This is a genomic window from Kitasatospora sp. NPDC001527, from assembly GCF_040298605.1.
Classification (GTDB): domain Bacteria; phylum Actinomycetota; class Actinomycetes; order Streptomycetales; family Streptomycetaceae; genus Kitasatospora.
The window spans coordinates 57,083-82,062 of the sequence record NZ_JBEPAM010000039.1 but is presented as its reverse complement, the minus strand read 5'-3'; the positions used below and the strand labels follow the sequence as shown (position 1 = coordinate 82,062).

General features: G+C 73.7%; 23 protein-coding genes and 1 tRNA gene. 20 read left to right on the top strand and 4 right to left on the bottom strand.

The window, feature by feature from the left end:
• Window positions 1-177: 177 nt before the first annotated feature.
• The 9 genes from ABT238_RS28580 (at window position 178) to ABT238_RS28540 (ending at window position 6,502) form a co-directional block, all read left to right on the top strand.
• Entirely contained in the window at window positions 178-465 is a 288-nt protein-coding gene (locus ABT238_RS28580) for a hypothetical protein (RefSeq protein ID WP_350798132.1), read from the top strand.
• Between the two features lie 91 nt (window positions 466-556).
• Window positions 557-1,582, top strand: a complete 1,026-nt coding sequence (locus ABT238_RS28575) for a DUF2637 domain-containing protein (RefSeq protein ID WP_350798127.1) — start codon at window positions 557-559, stop codon at window positions 1,580-1,582.
• The gene (locus ABT238_RS28570; protein ID WP_350798115.1) at window positions 1,579-1,950 is read left to right on the top strand and encodes a hypothetical protein; all 372 of its coding nucleotides are present in this window, start codon (window positions 1,579-1,581) and stop codon (window positions 1,948-1,950) included. Before ABT238_RS28575 ends, ABT238_RS28570 begins: the two co-directional genes overlap by 4 nt.
• A complete protein-coding gene (locus ABT238_RS28565) occupies window positions 1,947-2,264 on the top strand; it encodes a hypothetical protein (RefSeq protein ID WP_350798110.1) in 318 nt (105 codons plus the stop codon). Before ABT238_RS28570 ends, ABT238_RS28565 begins: the two co-directional genes overlap by 4 nt.
• A gap of 50 nt (window positions 2,265-2,314) precedes the next feature.
• A complete protein-coding gene (locus ABT238_RS28560; RefSeq protein WP_350798171.1) occupies window positions 2,315-2,644 on the top strand; it encodes an RRQRL motif-containing zinc-binding protein in 330 nt (109 codons plus the stop codon).
• A gap of 42 nt (window positions 2,645-2,686) precedes the next feature.
• Window positions 2,687-3,184, top strand: coding sequence for a transcriptional regulator (locus tag ABT238_RS28555; RefSeq protein ID WP_350798103.1), 498 nt, complete (start codon window positions 2,687-2,689; stop codon window positions 3,182-3,184).
• Window positions 3,185-3,269: 85 nt separating this feature from the next.
• Complete coding sequence (traA, locus tag ABT238_RS28550) at window positions 3,270-3,824, top strand: plasmid transfer protein TraA (protein ID WP_350798096.1); 555 nt, start codon at window positions 3,270-3,272, stop codon at window positions 3,822-3,824.
• A 14-nt stretch (window positions 3,825-3,838) separates the two neighbouring features.
• Window positions 3,839-5,923, top strand: a complete 2,085-nt coding sequence (gene traB, locus ABT238_RS28545) for a plasmid transfer protein TraB (RefSeq protein ID WP_350798088.1) — start codon at window positions 3,839-3,841, stop codon at window positions 5,921-5,923.
• Window positions 5,924-6,061: 138 nt separating this feature from the next.
• Window positions 6,062-6,502 carry a hypothetical protein gene (locus ABT238_RS28540; protein ID WP_350798075.1) on the top strand — a complete coding sequence of 147 codons (441 nt, stop codon included), beginning with the start codon at window positions 6,062-6,064 and terminating at the stop codon, window positions 6,500-6,502.
• A 65-nt stretch (window positions 6,503-6,567) separates the two neighbouring features.
• Here ABT238_RS28540 and ABT238_RS28535 read toward each other — a convergent pair whose 3' ends face one another.
• Window positions 6,568-7,620: an SRA domain-containing endonuclease gene (locus ABT238_RS28535; RefSeq protein WP_350798063.1), complete on the bottom strand. Its 1,053-nt coding sequence runs from the start codon at window positions 7,618-7,620 to the stop codon at window positions 6,568-6,570.
• A 264-nt stretch (window positions 7,621-7,884) separates the two neighbouring features.
• Between ABT238_RS28535 and ABT238_RS28530 the strand changes: the two genes are divergently transcribed.
• The 5 genes from ABT238_RS28530 (at window position 7,885) to ABT238_RS28510 (ending at window position 13,196) form a co-directional block, all read left to right on the top strand.
• Window positions 7,885-8,676, top strand: a complete 792-nt coding sequence (locus tag ABT238_RS28530; protein ID WP_350798056.1) for a PP2C family protein-serine/threonine phosphatase — start codon at window positions 7,885-7,887, stop codon at window positions 8,674-8,676.
• Window positions 8,677-8,761: 85 nt separating this feature from the next.
• Window positions 8,762-9,619 carry a bifunctional DNA primase/polymerase gene (locus ABT238_RS28525; RefSeq protein ID WP_350798049.1) on the top strand — a complete coding sequence of 286 codons (858 nt, stop codon included), beginning with the start codon at window positions 8,762-8,764 and terminating at the stop codon, window positions 9,617-9,619.
• Window positions 9,620-9,621: 2 nt separating this feature from the next.
• Window positions 9,622-11,103: an AICE element replication initiation protein gene (locus ABT238_RS28520; protein WP_350798037.1), complete on the top strand. Its 1,482-nt coding sequence runs from the start codon at window positions 9,622-9,624 to the stop codon at window positions 11,101-11,103.
• Between the two features lie 474 nt (window positions 11,104-11,577).
• Window positions 11,578-11,769 carry a helix-turn-helix transcriptional regulator gene (locus ABT238_RS28515; protein ID WP_350798028.1) on the top strand — a complete coding sequence of 64 codons (192 nt, stop codon included), beginning with the start codon at window positions 11,578-11,580 and terminating at the stop codon, window positions 11,767-11,769.
• A gap of 59 nt (window positions 11,770-11,828) precedes the next feature.
• The gene (locus ABT238_RS28510; RefSeq protein ID WP_502891472.1) at window positions 11,829-13,196 is read left to right on the top strand and encodes a tyrosine-type recombinase/integrase; all 1,368 of its coding nucleotides are present in this window, start codon (window positions 11,829-11,831) and stop codon (window positions 13,194-13,196) included.
• Window positions 13,197-13,368: 172 nt separating this feature from the next.
• Here the strand turns inward: ABT238_RS28510 and ABT238_RS28505 are convergent.
• Together ABT238_RS28505 and ABT238_RS28500 are read right to left on the bottom strand one after the other, a co-directional pair.
• Window positions 13,369-13,456 (bottom strand) — tRNA-Ser (locus tag ABT238_RS28505).
• 66 nt (window positions 13,457-13,522) lie between these two features.
• On the bottom strand, window positions 13,523-15,262 hold the full coding sequence (locus tag ABT238_RS28500; protein WP_350559025.1) for a trypsin-like peptidase domain-containing protein: 1,740 nt from the start codon (window positions 15,260-15,262) through the stop codon (window positions 13,523-13,525).
• 324 nt (window positions 15,263-15,586) lie between these two features.
• On the opposite strand from ABT238_RS28500, the gene ABT238_RS28495 reads away from it, so the two are divergent.
• From ABT238_RS28495 to ABT238_RS28480, 4 genes are all read left to right on the top strand, one after another.
• Window positions 15,587-17,038 (top strand): purine-cytosine permease family protein, encoded by a 1,452-nt coding sequence (locus ABT238_RS28495; protein ID WP_350798007.1) that lies wholly within the window; start codon window positions 15,587-15,589, stop codon window positions 17,036-17,038.
• 95 nt (window positions 17,039-17,133) lie between these two features.
• Entirely contained in the window at window positions 17,134-18,003 is an 870-nt protein-coding gene (locus ABT238_RS28490) for a glycerophosphodiester phosphodiesterase (protein WP_350559031.1), read from the top strand.
• 462 nt (window positions 18,004-18,465) lie between these two features.
• Window positions 18,466-18,948 (top strand): ATP-binding protein, encoded by a 483-nt coding sequence (locus tag ABT238_RS28485; RefSeq protein WP_350797985.1) that lies wholly within the window; start codon window positions 18,466-18,468, stop codon window positions 18,946-18,948.
• A gap of 168 nt (window positions 18,949-19,116) precedes the next feature.
• A complete protein-coding gene (locus ABT238_RS28480; RefSeq protein ID WP_350559034.1) occupies window positions 19,117-20,103 on the top strand; it encodes a DUF5926 family protein in 987 nt (328 codons plus the stop codon).
• A gap of 249 nt (window positions 20,104-20,352) precedes the next feature.
• Here ABT238_RS28480 and ABT238_RS28475 read toward each other — a convergent pair whose 3' ends face one another.
• Window positions 20,353-21,018, bottom strand: coding sequence for a bifunctional DNA primase/polymerase (locus ABT238_RS28475; protein ID WP_350559037.1), 666 nt, complete (start codon window positions 21,016-21,018; stop codon window positions 20,353-20,355).
• A gap of 732 nt (window positions 21,019-21,750) precedes the next feature.
• On the opposite strand from ABT238_RS28475, the gene ABT238_RS28470 reads away from it, so the two are divergent.
• Both ABT238_RS28470 and ABT238_RS28465 read left to right on the top strand, forming a co-directional pair.
• Window positions 21,751-23,310, top strand: coding sequence for a PP2C family protein-serine/threonine phosphatase (locus ABT238_RS28470; protein ID WP_350797964.1), 1,560 nt, complete (start codon window positions 21,751-21,753; stop codon window positions 23,308-23,310).
• A gap of 165 nt (window positions 23,311-23,475) precedes the next feature.
• Window positions 23,476-24,975 (top strand): aminopeptidase P family protein, encoded by a 1,500-nt coding sequence (locus tag ABT238_RS28465; RefSeq protein WP_502884104.1) that lies wholly within the window; start codon window positions 23,476-23,478, stop codon window positions 24,973-24,975.
• The last annotated feature ends 5 nt before the right edge of the window (window positions 24,976-24,980 follow it).

Below are 24,980 nucleotides of genomic sequence, written 5' to 3'. Positions count from 1 at the left end.
AGTGACCACGGCCCTCGACACCCCCTCGCATCCATGACTGCGGGGCGGGTGCCGGGGGTCGTGGCTGCTCGTGACGTTCGAGTTGCCCGGGCCCGCATGAGTCGGGCCGCCGCGCTCCCGGCCAAGGAACGCGCGGCGGCCCCGGGCCCACACCCCCAAACGAGAAGAGGTAGACCCGTGAGGTCGATTGTTGCAGGGCAGACGGCCCTGACGGAGGAGGAGTTCGCCGAGCTGGCGCTCGGTGTGGACTCGGACTTCACCCGCCTGTTCACCGGCGTGCCCGGTGAGAACGAGACCGAGCGCGAGGCGCGGATGGACGCCGCGGCCGGCGTGCTGGCGGACCTGCGCCGGGAGGACCCGGTGCTGGCCGTCTTCGCCGAGCGCCTGATGGACCAGGCGCCGGTGCCGCTGCGGCGCCCGGCGGTCATCCGCCGCACCGCGAGCACCGAGCGGGTGGCGGCGTGAACAGCCACGTGCTCACCGCGCTCACGGCAGCCGTGAGCGCGCTCACCGCCCGCTCACGGCGCCCGGTTCGGGGGTCGCGATGAAGACGGCGATGAGCCCGGCGCAGATCCGCTCCGCCGAGCGCGCGCTGACCGCCGGAACGTGGGCGATCACGTTCGGCGCGGTCCTCTACAGCGTGCTCACGGTGACCCCGCTCATGGCCGGCCACACCCCGGACGGTTGGGAGTGGACGGCGCCGATCCTGCCGCTCGTGGTCGACGCGGCGGTGGTGATCGTGGTGCGCATGGACGCCACGCTCGCCCGCCTGAACGGCGACGGCGGACGCTGGCCCGTCGTGCTGCGCTGGATGACCGGCCTCATGACCGTGCTGCTCAACATCGGTTTGAGCGCCCTCGACCGGGACGGGGTCGGGGTCGCGGTCCACTCGGTCGCACCGCTGCTGCTGATCGTCACGGCCGAGACCTCCCTCGCCTACCGGCGGGCGATCGCCGGTGCCCTCGCGGCCCGAGAGGCCGCTGAGCGGGCCGAGCGCGAACAGCGCGAACAGCGGGCCGAGGCACACCGGCAGGAGGAGCGGGCCGACCGGATCGCCCGGTTCGAGGCCGCCGAGCGGGCCGACCGTGAGCGCCGTGAGCACGACGCCAAGGTTGCCCGTGAACAGCGTGAGCACGACGCGAGCATGGCCCGCGAAGCGCGCGAGGAGACCGCGCGCCGCGAGGCCGCCGAGCGCGACGACAAGGCTCGGCGGGAGACGGCCGAGCGGGCCGAGCGTGAGCGCCGTGAGCACGAACGGCGTGAGCGTGAGCGCCGTGAGCGCGAGGCGGGCGAGCGTGAACGCCGTGAGCGGGCCGAGGCCGATCGGCGTGAGCGGGAGGCCGCCGAGCAGGCCATCGTCGATCTGCTCGCCGCCGGTCCCGCCGCCGAGAAGCTGCCGGAGGAGCGGGCCCGGGAGGTCGCTGCGGCGGCTGCCGGGGCCGGGCTGTCCCAGCGGCAGGCGGTGGAGCTGACCGGCTGGTCGGCCGGCTGGATCGCCGCCCGCTACAAGGAACACCCCACCGCCGCCCGCCCCGCCCTGCACGCCGTCCCCGCCACGACCGCTGAGGAGCAGGCATCGTGACCACCCCCACCATCGAGACCGCGTCCGGCGTGATCGGCGCCGCCGGGGCGCTGATGGCCGCGCTCAGCGCCCACGCCGACCTGCCCGCCCCCAGGGTCACCAGCGAGCAGGTCGTGGCCCCCGAGCGCGACGACTCCGGCGCCCTGGTCCTCCTCTGGGGCCTGGGCTTCGGCTTCCACCGCGACACCGCGCTGAGCGACTTCGAGCAGTGGCGCCAGGCCCTCGGGATCAACCCCGCCGCCGTCGACCACGCCAGCACCGGCCCCCACGCCTGGCTGAGCGCCGACACCACCTACGCCGGCGTCCCGCTCACCCTGACCGGCTACTACACCCTCGCCCAGCCCACCACCGAGGGGACGTCATCGTGACCACGATCGCCGCCAGCCAGGCCGACGCCGCGCACGCACTGATGATGCTGCTCACCGAGCACGGCGACATGCCGCAGCCCGACGAGTTCGAGGTGCGCGACTTCGAGACCGACACCGGCGAGCCGGACTGGGGCGTGACCCTGGTCGTCCACGACTCGCTCACCCGCTTCGAGCAGTGGCGCGCCGCCCTCGATCTCCACCCCTGCGACATCACCTACCGCGCCTGCGACCACGGCGCGTGCCTGAGCGCCATCGGCGAGGTCCACGGCGTGCCCGTCGAACTGTTCGCCACCGCCGACACCCCCGGGAAGTAGCCGTGGGACGCCCCCGGCACTGGGACCCGGCCGGCGACCGGCACGGCGGCATGCCCACCTACCCGTGGCGCATGGCCCCGCCCGACCTGCTCACCCGCCGCCAACTCCGCGCCCGCGGCCTGCGGCCCGGCGGACAGCCCGTCGCAGCCCAGATCCTCTGGCGATCCCGCCGCATCAAAGGCGAGCGGGCCGCCTACCTCTACCGCCTGACCCTCGCCAAGCCCGTCCGGCCGATGACACCCGGCCGCCGGCGCTCCCTCGCCGCCGCCAACCGGGCCCGCCGCACCTGCCCGGCCTGCGGTCTCGACGCCGGCTACGTCCTGCCCGCGCACCTCGGCACCTGCCTGCCCTGCGCCGACGGCCTGCCCATCGCGGCCTGAATCCCACCAACTTCCTTACGCCGAAGCTCCCTTGGAGTACCCATGAACGGCATTCGCGCTGCCCGCTTCGCCGCCGCCTACGCCCTCCTGCGGACGGCCGCCGACGTCGCGGACCACTGGATCCAGACCGACCACCAGGCCTCCACCAAGGGCCAGCACGACCACACCCCCGGCCAGTCCAGCGCCGCCGGCCGCCGCGCCTGCGTCGCCCACGTCACCGCGTACACCGCTACCCAGGGCGCCGTCCTGCTCGCCGGAACCCGCCTGCTCGGCGTCCGCCTGCGGCCCGGGCCGGTGGCCGCCGCGCTCGCCCTCTCGGCGGTGACGCACTACGTCGCCGACCGGCGCGAGCCGCTGCGGCACCTCGCCAACGCCACCGGCAAGGACACGTTCTACGCCCTCGGCACCCCGGCGCACCCCGCGCACCCGGTCACCGCGGGCGGCTCGTACGCGCCGACGCTCGGCACCGGCGCCTACGCCCTGGACCAGGCCTGGCACCACGCGTTCGAGACGGTGGCCGCCCTGATCGCCTCGCGCTGACCGGCTGCCTGTCCTCGCCCGGCCCTTCGCGGGTCGGGCGGGGGCGGGGAGCCGGGACAGTCCCGGCCCGCAGGGAGGCACCGCGATGACCACCCACGCCACGCCGCCGAACAGCGGCACCAACACCACCGCCGGTACGAAGAACACCCGTAACGGCTTCGGGTCCGGGGCGACGTTCTCCCCCGGCCTGAACATTAACGTCAACAAGACCACCACCGCGACCGGCGCCCCGGCCGCCGCCGGCGCCGCTGGCGGGCAGGTGGGGGCGGCGGCGAACCCGGGGACGGGGGTGGGCCGCACCTCGCCGCTGGCGCTGCCGGAGCCCGCGTTCTACTCCGCCGCTGACGTCCGCTCCTACTGCGAGGCCCTGCGCGCGTTCGGTGCCTACTCCGCGATCGAGGTGGAGGTGGCGGCCGAGATCCTGAAGGCCGCGCTGGAGCAGGCCCCCGGCGCGCCGGGTGACCACGTGTTCCAGAAGAAGATGCGGGCCCGCGCCGTCGCCAGCAAGCTCTCGAAGGCCGCCGACGCGCTGACCGACGCCGCGAAGGACGCCGCCGCCGCGTGGGCCGCGTTCCAGCGCGAGTACGCCGACGTCATGACCCCCCGCCCCGTGCCCCAGCACCGCCCGTTCCAGTTCTGACAAGGAGCCTTGCCGTGCCGAAGAAGAACAGCACCGACCCGGAGGTGCAGCACCGGGAGACCCTGGAGGGCGCCAGCACCGGCAAGGGCGTCGCCGCGTGGCTGGCCCACCGCGCCAAGCCCTACACCCCGCCGTGGATCACCGTCGCCGCGACCGGCGCCGCCGGCAGCCTCGCCTGGGTGCCCGCCCACGACTCCACCGGGTACGCGGTCGGCCTGACCCTCGGATCGGTCGGGCTCACCGCGGCGACCGCGTGGGCGGGCAAGGCCACCACCGCCCAGCGCCGCCTGCACTCGGCGGTCACCGTCGCCGCCGGCTCCGGCTGGTTCACCGCGACCGCGCTGGCCGGCTGGAACAGCCTGACGTTCGGCATGTTCTGGCTCGGCGGCAGCGTGCTCGCCCTGTCCTGGAACGTGCGCCAGGCGCTCCGCCGCAACCCGGACGCCGTTCAGGCCGCCGCCGAAAGCGCGGATGCCTCGCTGCTGGAGAAGGTGAAGCTCGCCGGAGCCAGGATCCGCAAGACGGAGGTGGAGCCGAACCGCGTCACCGCCGAACTGACCCTGCCCGCAGGCGAGATGACCAACGAAGACGTCACCCGGGCGCTGCCGAACATCGCCTCCGCCCTCGACGTCGCCACCACCGCCGTCCGCTACCTGCCGGACCCCGACTCCGCCCGCAGGGGCGACCTGGTCGTGGTGCCCCGGGACATGCTCGCCGACGTCGTCGAGTGGGAGATGCCGACCAACGTCGGCGGGTCGATCGCCGACCCGCTGGTAATCGGCCGCTACGACGACGGCTCCCCGCTGCACCTCTGGCTGCCCGGCGACCCGGAGAGCGGCCGCAACGCCACCCACCTGCTCATCTGCGGCATGACCGGTTCCGGCAAGGGCGACGGCGCGCTGAACGTGCTGTGCGAGATCCTGGCCCGCCGGGACGTGATCGTCTGGCTGAGCGATCCGAAGAGCTTCCAGGACTTCGGCCCCCTGGTCCCGGCCCTGGACTGGGCGGTCGAGGGCGGCGCCCCGACGGAAACCATGGTCACCGGCCTCCAAGCCGTCATCCCGGTCCGCACCCGGTGGCTCGGCGCCCACGGCTACCGCCAGTGGGTGCCGGCCGCCGCCGAGCAGCAGAGCGACCCCGCCCACTCCTGCCAGAAGGGGCGGGCCTGCGGCTGCGAGGGCATGCCGTTCCTGGTCGGCTGGTTCGAGGAGGCCGCCGCCACCATCCGGTTCATGGGCGACGAGGGCTTCACCGAGGTCGCCCAGCTCGCCCGCGCCGCCGGCATCGCCCTGGTCATCAGCCTCCAGCGCCCCAGCCACGACCAGCTCTCCACCAGCACCCGCGCCAGCCTGCCGTCCGCGCTCGTGTTCGGCCTCGACGCCCGGGACGAGGGCATGGCCCTGCCCGGACCGGTCATCGACGCCGGCGCCCACCCTGGCGCCTGGGGCAACAGGAGGCCCGGCTACTGCTACCTGGTCACCCCCGGCGTCGCCGAGCAGCGCTACAGCGCGCCGGGCCGCACCTTCCGCTTCACCGGCCGGGCCGCCCGCGTCATGGAGCAGGTGGCCGCCTGGGCGGTGCGCAACGGCGCCAAGGTCGACCCCGTCACCGCGAAGGGCGCCACCACCACCGCCGGCAACGCCTACACCCACCGCCACGGCCAGGACACCACCGACCAGAGCGGGGAGGGGGACAGCGTGTACGCGAACGCGGGCGGGACCGAGGCGGACGGGACCGACATCGGGGACGTCGCGGTGGGGCGGGTGGACGCGGAGGACGAGGGGCTGGACCCGCAGGCCGAACTCCCCCCGGTCCCCGACGCCATGGCCGACGCCGTCTTCGGCGCCGGCGCCGGCGCCGGTGTCCCGGTGTTCACCGCCGAGGAGGCCCGGGCCGCGATGGACGCCATCGTCGCCGAATTCGAACACAGCGGCGTCATGGTGATCGGTCCCAAGGACGTCATGGACCACGCCGAGCGCTTCGGCCGCACCCGCTCGTGGGTGAGCGGGGAGTTCCGCCGCCTCATCGAGGAAGGCCGCCTCGTGCCCACCGCGAAGGGCGGCCGCTACCGCATCGTGCCCGCCCCCGCGCTGGTCTGACACCCCCTGACACCTGACACCCCCTGACACCCATTCCCCTAGGCAGACCCGGGTGTCAGGGGCGCCTGACAGTGCCCCTGACACCCGCTGACACCCCGCCCTGACACCCTTCCGCGCCGCCCCTGACAGGAGAGCACCGTGGACCACCAGCCCCTGCCGCACTCGCCCGCCGCCCCGGTCCTCTACACCCCGGACGGCACCCCCTACTACGCAGCCCCCGCCCCGCTCACCAACCCGCCCGCCCTCTACCACCCCACCGCCGCGCTGCCGGTACCCGCCCAGCACCCGGCCTCCATGCCGACCGCCGTCTACGCCCCCGTCCCGCTCCCGCAGCACCCGCTCACCGTCCCGGGCCGGGACCCGTGGCCCGCCCGCCTGCTCGCCGGCGGCATCGGCGTCGGCGCCGGAGGGCTCGGCCTGGGCTTCCTGCTCCAGACCCTCGCCGCCGCCACCACCGGCCTCGGCCTGCTCGTCGCAGCCCTTGGCGTCCTCTATCTCCTCAAGAACGGCGGCGGAGGCGGCAAGGGAGGACAGGGTGCCGTGAACGTGAGCGTCAACGTCACCAACCGCAACCGCTGACCTGAAGGAACCCGCCTGGCCCGCCTCGGACTGACCACCTCGGCGGCTAGCAGCCACTGCGGAGGTTAGGCCAGCGGGAAGCCCCCGAAGCCCTCACTGGTACGGATCACCAGGGCGATGCCAAGCGTGTCCAGCAGTGCCCGAAGGTCCTTGCCCGGGTCACCCGGCAGCAAGACAGCAAGCCGCAGACCTTCGGCGGCGTCGATGTGGCGCCGGTAGTCGAAGAGCTGGCCGATGGCCATGCGGACGTCATCGCGACGCACGGTGCCCTTGGCCTCGTACAACACGTTGTCGGTGACGTCGTACAGGTCCGTCTTCAATGTGCTGGCCACGCCCTCGATGGAGATCTGGTAGCGCTTCACCGTGTGGCCCGCAGCGACCAGATGGGCCTTGTATGCCTTGGTCAGCTGGCCCTCCCGCCGCTGGACGGTCCGCTGGCCACCCGGGATGTTCGCCACGGTCTCGTCTGTGGAGTGTTCCTCAGTCTCGACCTGCGACGACGACGGGCCCGTCGACACCGCATCCTCGGCCTCGGTGTCCGTCTCGGGCTCCGTCTCGACTTCAAGGTCCACAACGGCGTGCGCGGTCGCCGGGGGGATTGCGTCCGCGGGCGTGAACTTCGGCGGGAACGTGGCCTGCGGGTCCGGCCGCAAATGAAAGACGATCACGGACCGCTCCACACCGTCCGTGCCCGGTGCACGCCTCCGGTCGTAGGGCTGCTCGGGGTCCAGGATCATCTGCCCGATGTAGCGCTGCCGCTTGCCCTTCTTCTTCTTTCCGGTGATCGGGTCGATGACGTTCCCGTCGGCCACGAAGAGCTGCAGCGTGCGGCCATCCGTGGCGTGGTGCCGGAGGGCCTTGTTCCCGCCGGTGAACTCCTGGTCCCCGGCCTTCCCCTCACCGGTGTAGAGGTACAGCGGGCCGCGGTCGTCATCCTCCGCCTGGCCATCGAAGGTGTAGCCGTGCAGCTCGCCGACCTTCGGGTCGGAGTACACGAGCACCATGTCGGAGCCGGGCGCCGGCTCGATGCCGCCGAACAGGCCGCCGCCAAACGCAGCGCCTACCTCAGCGCGAGTGGTCATCAGTCCCGGAACGAGCTCAAGGTCATGGTTCACCATGCCCGGACCCTAACCCCTCGGTCCGACAGACCAGTTCGCCCAGCAGGGTCCCGCCTTGCCGCCCAGACATGCGGAACCCTTCATGGCCCGCCTGTGACTGCGCTTGAACCCGCCCGCCTACTCGCCCGAACCGCCGTTCTAGCCAACCGAGGTAGCGCTTCCTCGCACCGTCCGTACGGCAGTTGCCCGATCCACCCACCCCCGCGGTGGGTGGTGAGGGGAGCTGGACCGTCCAGCCCGCCAGCACGAGGAGAGATACCACCGGTGTTCACCACCCACCAGACGGCCTCCCAGCACATCGGAAGCCGCACCCACCAGTGCGACACCACCGCCTACGACGAGAACTCGGTCACCGGTCACCGGGCGTGGGTCCTGCTCGACGGCATCGGAGACCGCCTCCACACCGCCATCTGGGTGCGTGCCGCCGCGCTTGGGCTCGCCCAGACGGCGGCCCATCTCGGAGACCCCGGCGCCGCGATCCGGCAGATCCGACCCGCCCTGCGCGCCACCCGCGCCACCATCGGCCACCCCGGGGACTGGCCGGCGGACGCCGCCGCGATCGTCGCCGTCCTCACCCCCGCCGGCCGCCTGTACATCGCGTGGGCCGGAGACTGCCGCGCCTACCTCGCGGAGCGGGGCCGGGCCAACCTGCTCACCGTCGACCACAACAAGGCCACCCAGCAGCGCCGCGAGGGGCGCGTCCCCGAGGCCGACGCTCACGACTACCTGACGTCGTCGCTGTGCTTCCTCACCGGCCGCATCGACACGGTGACCGTGGACTTCGGCCCCCGGTCGGGCGTGCGGCGGCTCCTGCTCGCCTCTGACGGCGCCTACCTGCCGCACGAGCGCGCCGGCACCCTCCCGCCGCCCAGCCCGGACGGCACCCCCCGACACCGAGACGGGTCCGGCGTCCCCGCCCCCGTCCTCGCCGACGGAACGCCCGAGGCCGTTGCCGAGCGCCTCACCAACCTCGCCGTGAAGTCTCCGCACGGCGGCGACAACGCCACCGCCATGGTCATCGACCTGCTGGTCGGCGCCCACTCCACCAGGACCTGACTCCACCCGGAGCGGCCGGTCATCCCGCCAAGGCTTCCGGCCGCTCCGGTTCCCCTGACCCATCGAGATGAGGAGAACCCCCAGCATGACCCATCCGACCAGCGCCCGGGACGAGAACCCGCTCACCACCGCGCTCTTCCTGGCGACCTTCGGCGTGCCGGTGCTGCCGCTGCGGGCTGGGAAGGTGCCGTTCGGCAACTGCCGGAACTGCGCCGACAACGCGTGCGGCGGCCGGCCGACCATGAAGGCCCCCGGCCCTTGCGCCTGCCCGGCACCGTGCCATGGATGGGCCGCCGCCACCGCCGACCCCGACATCGTCAACGGGCCCGCGTGGGCGAGGGCGTGGCGGGAGGCCGCCGCCGTGGCCTACCACCCCGGCGGCGCCGGGGTGACCGTCGTCGACCTCGACAACCCCGAGGCCATCGCGTGGGCGCGCGAGGCACTGCCCGCGACCCGGACCGTGGCGACGACCCGGGGTGAGCACTGGCTCTACCGGGGCGCCATGCCCTCGGCCAACGCGGTCCGGCCGGGCGTGGACATCAAGTCGACCATGTCCTACGCCCGGTGGCTCGGCCCCGGCGCCGGCACCATGACCACCCTGCCGGACGCCGTCCGCGCCCTGCTCGTGAAGGCGCCCGCGGCTTCCCGGCCGGCGGCCGTTGTCGTGTCCGTCCCGGGCGGGGGTGGCAGGTGCCCGCACCGCACGCCCACCTTCCTGGCCCGGGGCATCGCTATGGCCGAACAGCGCATCACCGCAGCGTCCAGCGCGGTGCACGCGACCGTGTACGGGACGTTCCTGGCGGTGCTGTCCACGCACGGCCGGTGCGGGTGCCTGACCGAGGCCCACACGGAGCGGCTGTTCGCCGCCGCACGGGCCAAGGGTGAGTCGCCGAGGCACTGCGCCGACGCGTGGGCCAACGCCCTGACCACGTTGGGGCTGTAGGCGTGGCCGAGGACGAGAAGAATCCCGCCCGCGCGGTCATCACCGACTACGCGCAGACGCACTTCCGGTACTTCCGCACCGCCGACGGCACCGTCTATGCCCACCGGATCGGCCATCCGGTGGCCAGGCCGATTCGCTCCCAGGGCACAACCGGCAGCCACCGCCAGGAACTCATGGTCGGCCTGTTCAAGGACGGGCGCGGCGTCTTCAATGGAACCGCCCTCAAGGAGGCGTTGGACTTGATCGAGGCACTGGCTCTGGCCGAGGACGTGCGGCCCGTCCACATCCGTGTCGCCCCCGGGTTCGACGGGGCGACGTGGTTGGACCTGGGGCGGGCCGACGGCCTGTCCGTGCGCATCCACCCCACCGGCTGGGACACCGCCGTCCCCGACCCGATGGAGGTGTGCTGGCGGCGCACCCAGCTCACCGGCGAGCTGCCGGTCCCGGTCAAGGACACCGACGGCAAGGGCATCGACCTGTTGCTGCGGCTGACGAACTTCGCCGACGCCAAGACCGAGTGCCTGGCCATCGCCTGGCTGATCGGCTGCCTCGGGCCGTCCGTGCCGGTGCCGGCACCGTTCCTCACCGGACCGCAGGGCGCGGGCAAGTCGACCGGCGGTCGGATGCTCGTGCGGATCATCGAGGGCATGAGCGGGGACCTGCGCCGGGCCCCGAAGAGCGAGGAGGACCTGATCTCGGCCGTCGCCGCCGGGTGGGTCACCGCCCTGGACAACCTCTCCCACATGACCCCGGACCTCTCCGACGCCATGTGCTGCATCGTCACCGGCGCCGAGAGCGTCAAGCGGGCGCTGTTCACGGACGGGGACGTCCACCGCTCCGCCTACCGCCGGCCCCTGCTCCTCACCGGCATCGACGTCGGCGTCATCCGCCCTGACCTCGCCGAACGCCTGCTGCCGCTGCACTTGGAGCGGCCGCGGGTCCGCCGTACTGAGGCGGAGTTGTGGGCGGAGTACGCCGAGGTGCTGCCGGTCGTGCTCGGGTCGCTGCTCGACCTTGCGGTCAAGGTCCGGGCTGCCGAGGCGGAGACGCCGACCGATCTGCGGATGGCGGACTTCGCGCACCTGTGCGCGCAGCTCGACGCCTCGACCGGCCTCGGGGCGCTGCCCGCCTACCGGGCCAGCCTCGACGACCTCAACGACGACGTGATCGAGGGCGACCTCTTGGCGCAGACCGTCCTGAAGCACGCCGAGACCATCGAGCTGGGCGGCGCGCAGCGCATGACGTCCACGGAGTGGCTGCACTGCCTCGGGCGCCTCTACAGCGGCGAGGACCTGCGGGCCCTGCCCAAGGGCTGGCCCACCACCGGCAAGGTCCTCTCCGACCGGCTCAAGCGCCTTCAGCCCACCCTCGCCGCCCGGGGCGTCCTCATCGACACCGGCCGCACGAAGGAAGGCCGCTACCTCGAAATGGCCCGCCCCACCCCTGCCGGCGCCGTCGCGCACGAACAGACCCGGATGCTCTGACCGCCGCGACAAGCAAGAGGAGCACCCCTCTGCCTGCCCGGGTGCTCCTCTTGCTGTTCGGCGAAGCCGCCCGAGAATCGGGCCGCGAAGCGGCTCCCAACTTCGCCTTTCGGCGGCGCCAACTACTACAGCCACCCCCTCCTTTTTTCCTAAGTAGGAAGACGCTGCGTCACCTGCGTCACCGGGCCTGAAAAACGGCCCCTGACCAGGGCGGGAACGGGTGACGCAGAGGACGGCCGCTGCGTCACCCCTGCGTCACCCACGTCACCCCTGCGTCACCCGATGACGCAGCCCATGACGCAGAGGTGACGCAGACCCCGACCCCTGCGTCACCCGAAACCCCAGGTCAGACGGCCCGGATGACGCAGATGACGCGGTGACGCAGAAATCCCCACCTAGGACACACGCGCACCGCGAGAAGCCCCAGCGTGCCCGAAACCCGCCGCCCGCTCCCCTCGTCAAGGAGTAGCCCCCGTGCCCAAGCAGGAACACCTGAAGCTCCCCGCCGTCCTCACCGAGATCGACATGTCCCGCAGCGCGTTCTACCGCATGGTCGCGCGCGGCCGGGGACCGAAGCTCCTGAAGCTCCCCAACGGCCAGATCCGCGTCCGCCGGACCGATCTCGACGCGTGGTGGGCCGCTCTGGAGCAGAGCACCGCCGCCTGACACCTGTCACCCCTGAGGGGCCCCGGCCATGGCCGGGGCCCCTTCCGTTTGGAGTGCCCTTGCTGACCTATGACGTGACGCTGTACAAGATCCGCCAGCGGCCCGGCCGGCGCCGCCCGTTCGAGCTTCGGTGGAAGGTCGGGGTGAAGCCGCACTCCAAGAGCTACGCCACCATGACGCTCGCCACCGGCCGACTCGCCGAGCTGCGCACGGCGATGAAGAAGGGCGAGGAGTTCGACCAGGAGACCGGACTGCCGGTGTCCGAGCTGCGAAAGCTCAACCAGGTCACCTGGTTCGCCCACGCCAAGGAGTACGCCGAGACGAAGTGGGAGCGGTCGTCGGCGAAGAGCCGGGCCGCCCGCGCCGATGCGCTCGCCACCATCACCGAGGCTCTGGTGAAGGACCGTCGCGGGCGACCGGACCGCCGCGTGCTCCGGCGCGCGCTGTCGTGCTGGGCGTTCAACTTCTCCGAGCAGCAGCCGGAACCGCCGGAGGAGATCACGGCCGCGCTGAGCTGGATCACCACCAAGTCGATCGGCCTCGGCGAGTTGGACGACTCCGAGACCGTCCGGCTCGCGCTGAAGGCCATCGCCCGGCGCATGGACGGGAAGGCCGCAGCGGACAACACCATCGCCCGCAAGCGGATGGTGCTCAACAACGCTCTCCGCTACGCGGTCGAGCGGCGCCGGCTCCCCGGCAATCCGCTCCAGTTCGTCGACTGGACGCCTCCGGAGACGGACGACGAGATCGACTTCCGGTGGGTGCCCAGCCCGCAGCAAGGGCGGGCACTGCTCGACGCGGCCGGGCAGGTCTCGGCGCGCGGGCGCCATCTTCGGGCCTTCTACGGGTGCATCCTCTACGGCGCCACCCGGCCGGCCGAGGCGACGAACCTGCGGCTGGCCGACTGCACCCTGCCGGAGACCGGGTGGGGCGAGCTGCTGCTCGGCGGCAGCTCGCCCCGGGTCGGCTCGCGGTGGACCGACGACGGGCAGTCGCACGAGGAACGGGGGTTGAAGCGGCGGTCGCGGAAGGCCACCCGGCCGGTACCGATCCCGCCAGTACTGGTCCGGCTGCTGCGCGAGCACATCGCCGAATTCGGCGTGGCGCCCGACGGCCGGATCTTCCGCGCGGCCGAGGGCGGGCGGCTGCTGACCAAGGAGACCGCGGCCGTGTGGAAGCGGGCCCGCGAGGTGGCGCTGACACCCGAAGAGGTGAAGACGCGGCTCGCGAACGTGCCCTACTCGGCGCGGCACACCGCCGTGTCCGGGTGGTTGGCGGCCGGGGTCGACCAGACCGAGGTGGCCCGGCGAGCAGGGCACAGCGTGGCCGTCCTGCTCAAGTTCTACGCGAAGATCATCAACGGGCGCCAGGAGCAGGCGAACAGCAAAATCGAGCGGTTCCTCGACGGCGAGGAACCTGCCGAGTAGACCTGGAGATCACGTTCCACGACCGTTCCACGCTGGCCCGAAGTTGGCCCACGGCTGGCCCACACACGCTGACCAGACACGGCACACGGGTGGGACACTCCGGGACGGAATCGAAAAGGGCGGGTATCGGCATGTAGCCGATACCCGCCCTGATCTGGGCTTTCTCCAACTGCGGAGAGCGTGGGATTCGAACCCACGGTACGGGGTCACCGCACGACAGTTTTCAAGACTGTTCCCTTAGGCCGCTCGGGCAGCTCTCCAGGCGGAGGTCAGCCTAACGGGTCCGGCGGGGTTCGGTGCACAGGGTTTCCGGGGAGGGGCGGCGGTCAGTTGTCGCCGACGCGGGTGCCGAGGGTGACCTTGGTGGTGGCGGTCTGGCCGTTGCGGGTGTACTCGACGTCGACGGTCTCGCCGGGCTTGTGCGTCCAGATCTTGCTGACCAGGGCGGGGCCGTTCTCGATCGGGCTGCCGCCGAGCTTGGTGATGACGTCGCCGGGCTTCAGACCGGCCTGGTCGGCGGCGCCGCCGGGGGTGACGGCCGGCTGGCCCTGGATGTCGCGGGTCTGGATCTGCGCGCCGTCGCCCTTGTAGTCGTCGTTGCGCAGCACGTCGAGCTTGGCGTAGACGGGCTTGCCGGTCTTGATCAGGGTGTCGGCGACCCACTTGGCCTGGTTGATCGGGATCGCGAAGCCGAGGCCGATGGAGCCGGCCCGGCCGTTGCTGGAGGCGTTGGACTGGATCGCCGAGTTGATGCCGATCACCGCGCCGCCGGAGTCGAGCAGCGGGCCGCCGGAGTTGCCGGGGTTGATGGAGGCGTCGGTCTGCAGGGCGTTCATGTACGAGGCCTGCGCGCCGGTCTCGTCGCCGGAGGCGACCGGGCGGTCCTTGGCGCTGATGATGCCGGTGGTGACGGTGGACTCCAGGCCGTACGGGGCACCGATGGCGATCGTGGAGTCGCCGACGTTGACCTTGTCGGAGTCGGCCAGCGGCAGCGGCGTCAGCTTGCCCTTGGGCGGGGTGTCGAGCTTGATGACGGCGACGTCGTACCCCTCGGCGCGGCCCAGCACGGAGGCGCCGTAGGAGGAGCCGTCGGCGAACTTGACGGTCAGTTTGCCGCCGCTGGAGGCGGGCGCGACCACGTGGTTGTTGGTGAGGATGTGGCCCTCGGTGTCGAAGACGAAGCCGGTGCCGGTGCCCGACTCGCCGTTGCCCTGGGCCTTGATGGTGACGACGCTGGGCAGCGCCTTCTGGGCGATGCCGGCGACCGAGCCCGGGGCGGCCTCGTTCTTCTGGGAGTTGTTGGCCTGGACCGTGGTGGAGGAGCGGTCGGCCTTGGCGCTGACGGTGGTGTCGTCGCGGTCCGCGATGGCCACGCCGACCGCGCCGCCGGCCACACCGGCCACCAGGGCGACGGCGGTGACCAGGGCGATCAGGCCGCCGCGCTTCTTGCGCGGGCCGCCGGGCACGGGCGCGCCGGGGTACTCGCCCGGGTAGCCGAGCGGACCGCCGGGACCGCCGGGGGCCCCGGGCGCACCGGGGGTGACGTCGTGCGGGGCGCCCCAGCCGCCGAGCGGCTGGCCTGCGCCGAACGGGTGATGGTGCTGGCCGGTCGCACCCGGGCCCTGCGGGGCGCCCGGGGCGGCGAACGGGTCGTGCGCGGCGAGCGCCGGGGGCACCGGCGTGCCCGGGGCCGGGGTGGCGTACGGGTTGCCGACCTGCGGGGGGGCGGGCACGGCGGGCGCCGCCGGGGCCACCGGCGCGGGCGGCAGGACCGGCGGCGGGGCGTCGAGGTAGCCGGTCCCCGCGGCCGGAGCGGGCTCCGGGGCGGCGGCCGGCTCCGGGGCCGGGACCTTGCCGAACGCCAGCGTGGGCGTGAACCCGCCGGAGCCCCCCTCGGCGGCCGGGGCCGGCGGGGTCGGCCGGTCGGCGGCGGACGTCGTTGCGGGGGCGGGGCCGGCCGCAGACTGCTGCGCCGGACCGTCAGAAGCGGAACCCACCACCCCCTGGCCGCCGGAGGGCTGCTCCCCCTGCGGCCCGGTGGACCCAACCTCGCGCTCGGTGCTCACGGACGACCTCCATAGCTGACAGGACCAACAACCATAGTTTTTCGCACACCCGATTCGATTGCCGTAAGGACCCTTCTGAAGAACTCATAAGAATCCTTAGCCGAGCCCGACAGCCGCCGCAGCACCGCGCGGCAAACCCTCCGGCCTTGGCGTTCTCCCCCACGGCGACTAGCCTGTCGCTCCGAACTGACACGCGGGAGCTTGGACCCACCAGGCTGAGAGTGCGCCGGTCGACCGTACGCCACGGACCCCGTGGACGGCCGTCGAGGGGGCGCAGACCGCCGGAACCTGTCCGGGTAATGCCGGCGTAGGGAGAAATCGGCCATGCCGCCTGCTTCGCCATCCTCGTCCTCCGGCGCGCCCGCGTCCCGGAACGGCGTCCCCCCGCTCCAGGACGCCGCGGGCGCCGCCCCCGGTTCCCGCACCGCCACCGCCGTCCTGGAGCCCCCGGGCCGGACCGAGGCGCCGCTGGTGCTGGACACCGAGCCGCCCCGCACCCTGCGCTTCCGCGACCACTTCGCGCTCTGGATGAACCTCGGCGTCTCGCTGATCGGCTTCACCACCGCCGCGACCGTGCTCGGCGCCACCGGCAGCGAGCTGTCGCTGGCCGCCGCCGTGACCGCGATCGTGGCCGGCACCGTGGTCGGCACCGCGATGCTCGGCGTGGCCGCGCTGATCGGCGCGCGGACCGGCGCGCCCGCCATGGCGAACCTGCGCGGACTGTTCGGCACCCGGCTGTCCTACGTGCCGACCGTGCTCAACATCGTCCAGTGCATCGGCTGGGGCGTCTACGAACTGCTGACCATCGCGCTCGGCGCGCAGACCGTGGTCGGCACCGAGGGCTTCCGCTGGGTCTTCGTGGTGCTGGCCGGCGCGCTGACCACCGCGCTGACCATCTGGCCGCTCGGCGCGATCGCGGTGCTGCGCCGCTTCGTCGCCGCCGCGGTGGCGGTCGCGATGGTGTACTTCACCGTCCAGCTCGGCCGGCACGGCGTCCCTGACCCGGGCGCGGGCAACTGGCACGGCTTCCTGCGGGCGACCGACTCGATGATCGCGGTGTCGATCTCCTTCGTGCCGCTCGCCGCCGACTACACCCGGCACTCGCGCACCCCGCGCTCGGCGTTCTGGGGCAGCTTCTCCGGCTACACGCTGGCGCAGGTCTGGTGCTACGTGCTCGGGCTGATGGCACTGCTCCAGGCGGACGGGGACCCCGGCCGGATCTTCGACTCCTTCCTGGGCGTCTGGGCCGGCTGGCTGTTCCTGCTGGTGCTGGTGCTGCGCGAGACCGACCAGTCCTTCGCCAACGTCTACTCGACCGCGATGTCGATCCACAACCTGCTGCCGAAGGTGGACCGCCGGGTGCTGACCGGCGGCACCGGCGTGCTGATCACCGTGCTGGCGCTGCAGATCACCGAGTTCACCGACTCCTACTACGCCTTCCTGGGACTGATCGGCTCGGTCTTCGTGCCGATGTTCGCGGTGCTGGCGGTGGACTACTTCCTCGGCGCCGGGCGGCACGGCTGGAACCTCTCGGCCGACGCGCCGTCCCGCCGGCTGATGCTGCTGCCGTGGGCGCTGGGCTTCGCCACCTACCAGCTGATCGCGCCGACCGCGGTGGCCGGCTGGTGGACGGACCTCTGGACCTCCGCGCAGGAGGCTCTGCACTTCACCCCGCAGGAGTGGACCTCGGCCTCGCTGTTCGGCTTCCTGGTGCCCGCCCTGGCCACCTGGGCGCTGACCCCGCTCACCCGGGACCGGGCCGCCGCCGCGCGCTGACCCACCGCGCAGCCGCGCACGCGGAGGCGAAGACGGCTCCCCGGGTTGGGACCGTCTTCGCCTCCGCGTCACTTGCGCGGCCTATCGTGTAGGGCGTGACCAGCCCTGATGTCTCGCCCGTGACGGCCCGCACCGCGCCGCCCGTCCAGGTGATCGCCCACCGCGGTTCCTCGTTCGCCCTGCCCGAGCACACCCTCGCCGCCTACCGCCGGGCGCTCACCGAGGGGGCGGACGCCCTGGAGTGCGACGTGCGGGTGACCGCCGACGGGCAGCTGGTCTGCGTGCACGACCGGCGGATCGGCCGGGTCTCGGACGGCCGGGGAACGGTGTCCGCGATGACGCTGGCGGAGCTGGAGGCGCACGACTTCGGCGCCTGGAAGACCGGCCGGCCGAGCGTGGACCCGGAGCTGCGCGGGGTGCTGCGGCTGGAGAGCCTGCTGGAGCTGGTGGTGGACTGCGGGCGCCCGGTGGACCTCGCGATCGAGACCAAGCACCCGGTGCGGTTCCGCGGCCGGGTGGAGTCCGAGCTGCTGCGGATGCTGGACCGGTTCGGGATCGGCGGCGCGGGCGGCGCAACGGCCGGCGCCGGGACGGACGGCGCGGGGACGGGCGCCCGGGAGCACGGCGTCAACGCCCGGATCATGAGCTTCTCCTCCCTGGCACTGGCCAGGGTGGCGGCGGCCGCGCCGCAGTACCAGCGGGTGTTCCTGTTCGAGCGCGGCCTGGTGCTGCGCGGACGGCTGCGCCCGGGCGCGCCGCTGCCGGGCGGGGCGCGGATCGCCGGTCCCGGCATCGAACTGGTCCGGGCCCGGCCGGGGCTGGTGACCAGGCTGCGCGAACTGGGCCACCAGGTGCACGTGTGGACGGTGGACGAGCCGGCCGACGTCGAGCTCTGCCTGGAGCTCGGGGTGTCGGCGATCATCACCAACCGCCCGGCGGAGGTGCTGGCCCAGCTCGGCCGCTGAACCCCGTCGGCGGGCCCCGGGACGGGGCCGGGTGGTGATCGCGTGATGCGTGGTACCGCTGTGGTGAACCGTTCAACCACCATCGGCCGTTGACCGTCTTGGTAGGGACTCAAACCTTTCGACGACGATTTCTGCCGCAATTTATACAGTTTCACGACGGAGTGTGAGCACCGAATCACCTGTCGCGCACCGACGGTGGACAGGCCTCAAATGTCCGCGCGGGATCGCCGTGCGGTCGTTTCCGACGTATTGCCAAGGGGCATCCATCCCTCGGCATACGCTGAAGGAGGTCCGGGGGTGGCGTTGATGGTGGCGCGTGAAGTGCCGACTTCATCGACCATGGCAGTGCCGCACGGCCCAGCGAGTGTCGGGGTCGCACGGCGCCGACTGCGTCGAGATCTGGGAGACCGCGAGATACCGGAACCGGTCATTGATGATGCTGTTCTGATCCTTTCCGAACTTTTGAGCAACGCTTGTCGTTACGCCCGGCCGCTCGGGCCACTGCCCGCACTCGGCCGGGGCGCCCGCGCCGGGGCCGCCGAACCGCTGCTGGTCGGCGGGCCGTCACGGACCGCCGGCAGCCAGAGCGCACCGAGCGCACCGAGCGCACAAGGCTCGCGGAGCCCACAGGGCGGCCAGGGCGGCCAGAGCACGCCGGGCGGCCAGAACGGACCGGCCGCCGCTCCGGGCGACGCCGCCGAGGACACCGGCGGTGTCCTGGTCCGCTGGCAGATGCACGCCGACGGCGTGCTCACCCTGGAGGTCACCGACGGCGGGGCGCAGACCCGGCCGTCACCGTCCAGCCCCTCGCTGACCTCGCACGGCGGCCGGGGGCTGAGCATCGTGGACCAGCTGGCCAGCGACTGGGGCGTGCGCGACGCCCCGGGCGAGGTGACCGTCTGGGCGGCCCTGCCGGCCCGGGCCCGGCACGCCCGCAGGAGCTGAACGACCGGGCGGCCGGACCGCGGGAACGGCAGGCGGGCGGGTCACCCCGCCCCGCCCGGCAGCGGGCGCCCGGCGGCCCCGCCCGCGCCCCGGCACCCGCCCACGTGCCCGGGGAACGTCAGTAGGCTGCCGGGAGCACAACACCACCGTTCCCGGGAGAGCCGCACCATGGGCAAGAAGGCCGCCAAGAAGGCGCCGCAGCGCAGCCAGTCCACCCCCGTCGCCACGGGCGAGATCCCCGTGGTCGGGGCCCGCGAGAACTGCCCCTGCGGATCGGGCCGCCGCTACAAGGCCTGCCACGGCCGCGAGGCCTCGCACGCCGTCCAGGAACTGGTGCACCGCCCGTTCGAGGGCCTGCAGGGCGAGGCGGACTGGGTCGCGCTGCGCGAGCTGGTGCCCGCCGCCACCGTGCCGCTGACGCTGGCCGCCGGGGTCGTCGAGGCCGCCGCCGGCGAGGTTCCGTCGGTCACCCTGGCCACCGTGCTGCCGCTGGCCTGGCCCGCGCTGCGCCGCCAGGACGGTTCGATCCTGCTGGGCCTGCAGACCCAGTCGTCCTCCGGCGACCTGAGCCGTGACCTCGCGGACGCCCTGGAGCTGGCCCTGGCCACCGAGCCGGGCACCCCGGTGCCGGCCCGCCGGACCGTGCCGGGCGGCCGCCGCCTGCAGGACCTGCTGGACACCACCGCCGCCTTCGAGCCGGCCGTGCACACCGGCTTCGAGTTCTGGCTGGAGGACGCCGAGACCGCGACCGGCGAGGTGGCCGCCTCGCTGGAGCGCGCCAACGCCTCGGCGATCCCCACCGAGAAGCTCGCCGGCGTCGACGCCGCCTACTGGTGCGGCACCCCGGACAAGAACCACCTGCGCTGGGTGATGACCGTGCCCGAGGAGCAGCTGCTGGACGCGCTGGCCCGGCTGACCGCCGCCGAGCAGTCCGCGCTCGGCCCGGACACCCGCCTGGTCGGCTCGTTCCGCGCGCACGGCCTGACCGTGCCGGTCTGGGACCTGCCGCTCGCCATGACCGCCGCCGACTGCGAGAAGCCGGCCGCGGAGTTCGCCGAGCGGCTCGCCGCCACGCTCGCCGACCCGGCTCCGCTCACCGCCGACGAGCGACGGGCCCGCGCGAACCTGGTGAACCGTCAGGTCACCCTGAACTAAAGGCGGGTCGGAACGCCGGGGCCACGCCCGGCGGATCGACGTGATACGCGTCACATTGTCGCCCGCAACCCGCAATTTCCGGGCTGCGAGGGCGTCTTGGAAATTGGCGCGGGCGCGGATCCTTGTTACTGTCTAAAGAGTCCGGTCGCTGGTGCATCCCCCGTCGCCAGCGGCCGGATCTTTTGTTTTCCGAACATCCCACGCCGGGACCGGTCGGGCGTGCCCGATCAGTGCGCCGACGACGGATCGTCAGTACGCCGAGCGGCCGCTGTCCAGCTGGACCGCCGCCGCCACCAACTCGCCCAGCAGCGGCTCGACCTGCGGCAGCCAGACGCCGCCGTCGGCCCCCTGACCGGGCGGCAGCACCCAGCGCACCCGGTCGCCGTCCCCGCCGCCGGGCGGCAGCGGCAGGAAGCCGCCGGCCCCGTGGTAGCGCAACGATCCGGGCACCCAGGGGAGTTGGACGAGCATCTCGCCGAGTGCGTCGAGCGAGTAGGGGGCGACCAGCATCGCGTAGCGGCCGGGCATCGCCAGCACCGGGCCGAGCCGCAGCCGCTGGGCGGCCAGGTAGGCGAGCGCGCGGGCGCCGGCCGCCGCCGGGAGGCTGACCGCGCAGACCGTCCGGCCGGTCGCCACCAGCAACGGGGCGTCCGGACAGCGCCGCTCCCACCACCAGCGCACCATCCGGGCGTCGGTGGTGGCCGCGAGCAGCGGCGGGTCGTGCGGGTGGGCACCCGGCACCCGGCAGTCCGGGTCGCCGCAGGAGCAGAGTCCGCCGTCGAGCAGGACGGCGCCGGGGACGACCGGCCAGCGGTACCCGGTGGCCGCCGTCAGGGCCCCGGCCAGCCGGGCCGCCCGGGCCGCCCCGAGTGCCGGCCGGCTCCTCGGGTCGTCGCGCAGTGGGTTGTCACGCATTGGCACCCGTTCCTTTCCGTGACCGCTCGGTGGCTCCGCCCGCGGTCGCCGGACCGGCCGCCGCCGCGCGTCCGGGGACGCCGGACCGGCCCGCGAACCGGACGGAGGGAACCGCCCGGGAGCCGGGTCGGAACGGACCGGGGGCCGGGCCGGAGCGGCCGGCGGGCGGGGCGGGCGGCGGTACGGACGGCGGTGCGGACAACGGCGCGGGCCTGGAGCACGCGGTGGAGCACGATGTGAAAGGGCTGCGGAATAGAACAGCCCTTGGAACGAGAATCCCGTATGCGACCGGATGGACGCCGCCCGGCCGCGGTTGGTTCCACCGTACGAGTGAGTCGCTTCCGGCCGACCCGGCCGGCCGGCGCCAGGGGCATACGATCCGGACGGCCGCCGGAGCCGTCCCCCCGGTTCTGCCCGCTCACCGGCCGCTCCATGCCCGACGGGCCCGGACGCGGCGTCCCGCCGGACCACGGCGCGACCGACCGGCGCGCGTGGAACGGAACGCGCCCCGCGGCCGGGCCCGCCACGGCGCGGAACCGGCCACCAGCCTTGTCATGGCTCTGGACATGCCCCGAATGGCCTGTGTAGAAGTGGTGGCATTGCTGTCGATCAATGACGAGTAGTAGCGAATCGAGGCGAAACGCGCCCTTTGGCCGTGCTCGCTCCTCACGGCCGTACCTGGGGGTTCCGCATGATCCGCGTGACACGCACCACCGCGTCAGGAGTGGCGGCATGACCGAGTCCCACCCACCGTCGACGTCCTCCGAGCCGGCCGAGGCCGGCGGCACCAGCGGGCTCTCCGTGCTCGACCCGCCGGGCTTCCCCGATCCGGCCGTGCCCACCGGGCAGCCGGACGGCCGAGCGCCCGGAGAGCTGCCGGGCGGCGGCGAGGGCGCGGGCCGGTCCGCGGGCGCCCCCGGCGCACCCGACGGCGCGAGCCCGGCGGCCTCCGCCGGTGGAGTGCAGGACCGTTTGGCCGGACGCCTGTCCGATTTCACCAGCCTGCACGAGCACACCGAACGGCTGGCCCGCGCCCGCGGCCTGTCCGCCACCCTGGACGCCGTGCTCGCCTCCGGCACCGCCCTGCTCGGCGCCGACCGCGCCCTGCTGGTCACCGCGCTGCCCGGCGGCGGCCCCAGCCAGCCGATCGGCCTCGGCCTGGACCGCGCCAGCCTCGGCTCGCTGGAGACCGTCCCGCCCGACCAGAGCCTGCTCGCCCGGCTGCTGCGCGCGCACGACCGGCCCGCCGAGCTGCAGTCGCACGACCTCACCGGCGACCCCGCGATCGGCGCCCGGCTGCGCGAACTGGCCGGCCACCTCGGCCTCGGCGGCTGCTACGGCCTGCCGCTCGCCACCGAGGAGGACGGCCCGCTGGCCGCCGCGCTCTGGTTCTGGGACGGCCCCGCCGTCCCGACCGAGCGCCAGCGCGAGCTGGCCCGCCGCTACAGCGAGGTGGCCGCCCCGCTGCTGGCCAAGCAACTCGACGCGGAGCGGGTCCGGCGCACCACCGAGGCGCTGCGCCGGGGCCTGCTGCCCGACCACCTCCCCCAGCCCGCCGGACTGCGGCTGGCCGCCCGGCTCGTGCCGGCCGGTCTGGACCGCTCCTGCGGCAGCGACTGGTACGACGCCATCCCGCTGCCGGACGGCACGGTCGGCCTCACCGTCGGCTCGGTCTCCGGCGACGGGCCGGGCGCCGGTCCGGCCTCCGCCCCGGGCGCGGCCGCCGCGATGGGCCGGGTGCGGGCCGCGCTGCGGGCGTACGCGGTGCTGGAGGGCGAGGACCCGGTGTCCGTCCTGGGCGACCTCGAACTGCTGCTGAAGACCACCGAGCCGGCCCGCACCGCGACCGCCGTCTACGCCTGGGTGGAGCCGGAGGGACGGCGGATCACCCTGGCCGGGGCCGGGCACTGCCCGCCGGTGCTGGTCACCCGGTACGGCGCCGAGTTCGTGGAGACCTCGCTCTCCGCGCCGCTCGGCGTGCTCTCCTGCTGGGAGGCGCCCGGGGTCGAGTTCACCGCCGAGCGCGGCGACACGCTGGTCCTCTACACCGAGGGGCTGGCCCACCGCTTCGGCCCGACCCTGCACGCCGGGCAGGCCAACCTGCGCCGGGCCGCCGCCGACGCCCCGCGCGACGTGCGGATCGACCCCGACCGGCTCTGCGCCCACCTGGTGGCGGTCGCGGCGGAGCACGACGCGGGCGGACCGGGCCCGGCGGCCGTCCTCGGCCGCGACACCCCCGGCACCGGTCCGGCCACCGACGACCTGACACTGCTCGCCGCACGCTTCGAGTAGCCCGGGCGAACGGGCCCCGGGCGCGCGGCCCGCGTGCTTCGAACGGTCCGCGCGAAGGTCCGAACGGATGAGCGGCCGGGCGTCCGTACCATGGACGCACGGCCGCCCACCTGTGTCGCGATCCGACGCGCCCCGGGCGGCACCACGCGCAAGGAGGCGACGTACGTGACCGAGGACCGCACCCCCGCGGTGGCCGAGAACCCCGAGGCCGCCGGCGGCGACGAGGAGCCGCAGCAGTTCAAGGGCCGCAAGAACGGCCTCTACTCCGAGGTCTCCGACGAGCTGGCCGCCTCGATGAAGTCCGGCTGGGCGGACACCGAGCTGCACGGCCTGACCCCGGTCCCGCAGGCCCCGTACGCCGCCGAGCGCCGCGCCAAGCTGTCCGCCGCCTACCCCGGCGAGCGCCTGGTCGTCCCGGCCGGCACCCTCAAGGTCCGCTCCAACGACTGCGACTACAGCTTCCGCGCCGCCAGCGAGTACGTGCACCTCACCGGCGACCAGACCGAGGACGCCGTCCTGGTCGCCGAGCCCGACGGCGCCGCCGGCCACACCTTCCACCTCTACCTGCTGCCCCGCTCCGACCGGGAGAACGGCGAGTTCTGGCTGGACGGCTACGGCGAGCTGTGGGTCGGCCGCCGGCACAGCCTCACCGAGCAGGAGCAGCTGCTCGGCCTGCCGGTCCGCGACGTCCGCAAGGCCGCCGAGGAGCTGGCCGAGCGCGCCGGGGACGGCGTGCCGACCCGGATCGTCCGCGGCTACGACGCCGGTCTGGAGACCGCGCTCGCCGGCGTGCTGGACGCCGACAAGGACGCCGGGCTCAAGGAGTTCCTGAGCGGCCTGCGGCTGGTCAAGGACGAGTGGGAGATCGGCGAGCTGCGCGCCGCCTGCGAGGCCACGGTCAAGGGCTTCACCGACTGCGTGCGCGAGCTCGGCCAGGCCGTCGCCACCTCCGAGCGCTGGATCGAGGGCACCTTCTGGCGCCGCGCCCGGGTCGAGGGCAACGACGTCGGCTACGGCTCGATCTGCGCCGCCGGCCCGCACGCCACCACCCTGCACTGGGTGCGCAACGACGGCGAGGTCCGCCCCGGCGAGCTGCTGCTGCTGGACGCCGGCGTGGAGACCAGCACCCTCTACACCGCCGACGTCACCCGCACCCTGCCGATCAACGGCCGCTTCGACGCGCTCCAGCGGAAGATCTACGACGCCGTCCACGACGCGCAGGAGGCCGGCATCGCGGCCGTGAAGCCCGGCGCCCGGTTCCGCGACTTCCACGACGCCTCGCAGCGGGTGCTCGCCGAGCGACTGCTCGCCTGGGGCCTGCTGGACGCCTCGGTGTACGACGTCGAGAAGGTCCTGGAGCTGGGCCTGCAGCGCCGCTGGACCCTGCACGGCACCGGCCACATGCTCGGCCTGGACGTCCACGACTGCGCCCACTCGCGCACCGAGGAGCACGTCGACGCGCTGCTGGTGCCGGGCATGGTGCTCACCGTCGAGCCCGGCCTCTACTTCCAGCAGGACGACCTGACCGTGCCCGAGGAGTACCGCGGCATCGGCGTCCGGATCGAGGACGACATCCTGGTCACCGCCGACGGCAACGAGAACCTCTCGGCCGGCCTGCCGCGCCGGGCCGAGGACGTCGAGGCGTGGATGGCCTCGCTGGCCTGAGCCAC

Excerpts from the sequence above, each read along its gene's own strand:
- ABT238_RS28575 (WP_350798127.1), top strand. The coding sequence starts at position 557 with ATGAGCCCGGCGCAGATCCGCTCCGCCGAGCGCGCGCTGACCGCCGGA.
- ABT238_RS28560 (WP_350798171.1), top strand. The coding sequence starts at position 2,315 with ATGCCCACCTACCCGTGGCGCATGGCCCCGCCCGACCTGCTCACCCGC.
- ABT238_RS28555 (WP_350798103.1), top strand. The coding sequence starts at position 2,687 with ATGAACGGCATTCGCGCTGCCCGCTTCGCCGCCGCCTACGCCCTCCTG.
- traA (WP_350798096.1), top strand. The coding sequence starts at position 3,270 with ATGACCACCCACGCCACGCCGCCGAACAGCGGCACCAACACCACCGCC.
- ABT238_RS28535 (WP_350798063.1), bottom strand. The coding sequence starts at position 7,620 with ATGGTGAACCATGACCTTGAGCTCGTTCCGGGACTGATGACCACTCGC.
- ABT238_RS28525 (WP_350798049.1), top strand. The coding sequence starts at position 8,762 with ATGACCCATCCGACCAGCGCCCGGGACGAGAACCCGCTCACCACCGCG.
- ABT238_RS28495 (WP_350798007.1), top strand. The coding sequence starts at position 15,587 with ATGCCGCCTGCTTCGCCATCCTCGTCCTCCGGCGCGCCCGCGTCCCGG.
- ABT238_RS28480 (WP_350559034.1), top strand. The coding sequence starts at position 19,117 with ATGGGCAAGAAGGCCGCCAAGAAGGCGCCGCAGCGCAGCCAGTCCACC.
- ABT238_RS28475 (WP_350559037.1), bottom strand. The coding sequence starts at position 21,018 with ATGCGTGACAACCCACTGCGCGACGACCCGAGGAGCCGGCCGGCACTC.
- ABT238_RS28470 (WP_350797964.1), top strand. The coding sequence starts at position 21,751 with ATGACCGAGTCCCACCCACCGTCGACGTCCTCCGAGCCGGCCGAGGCC.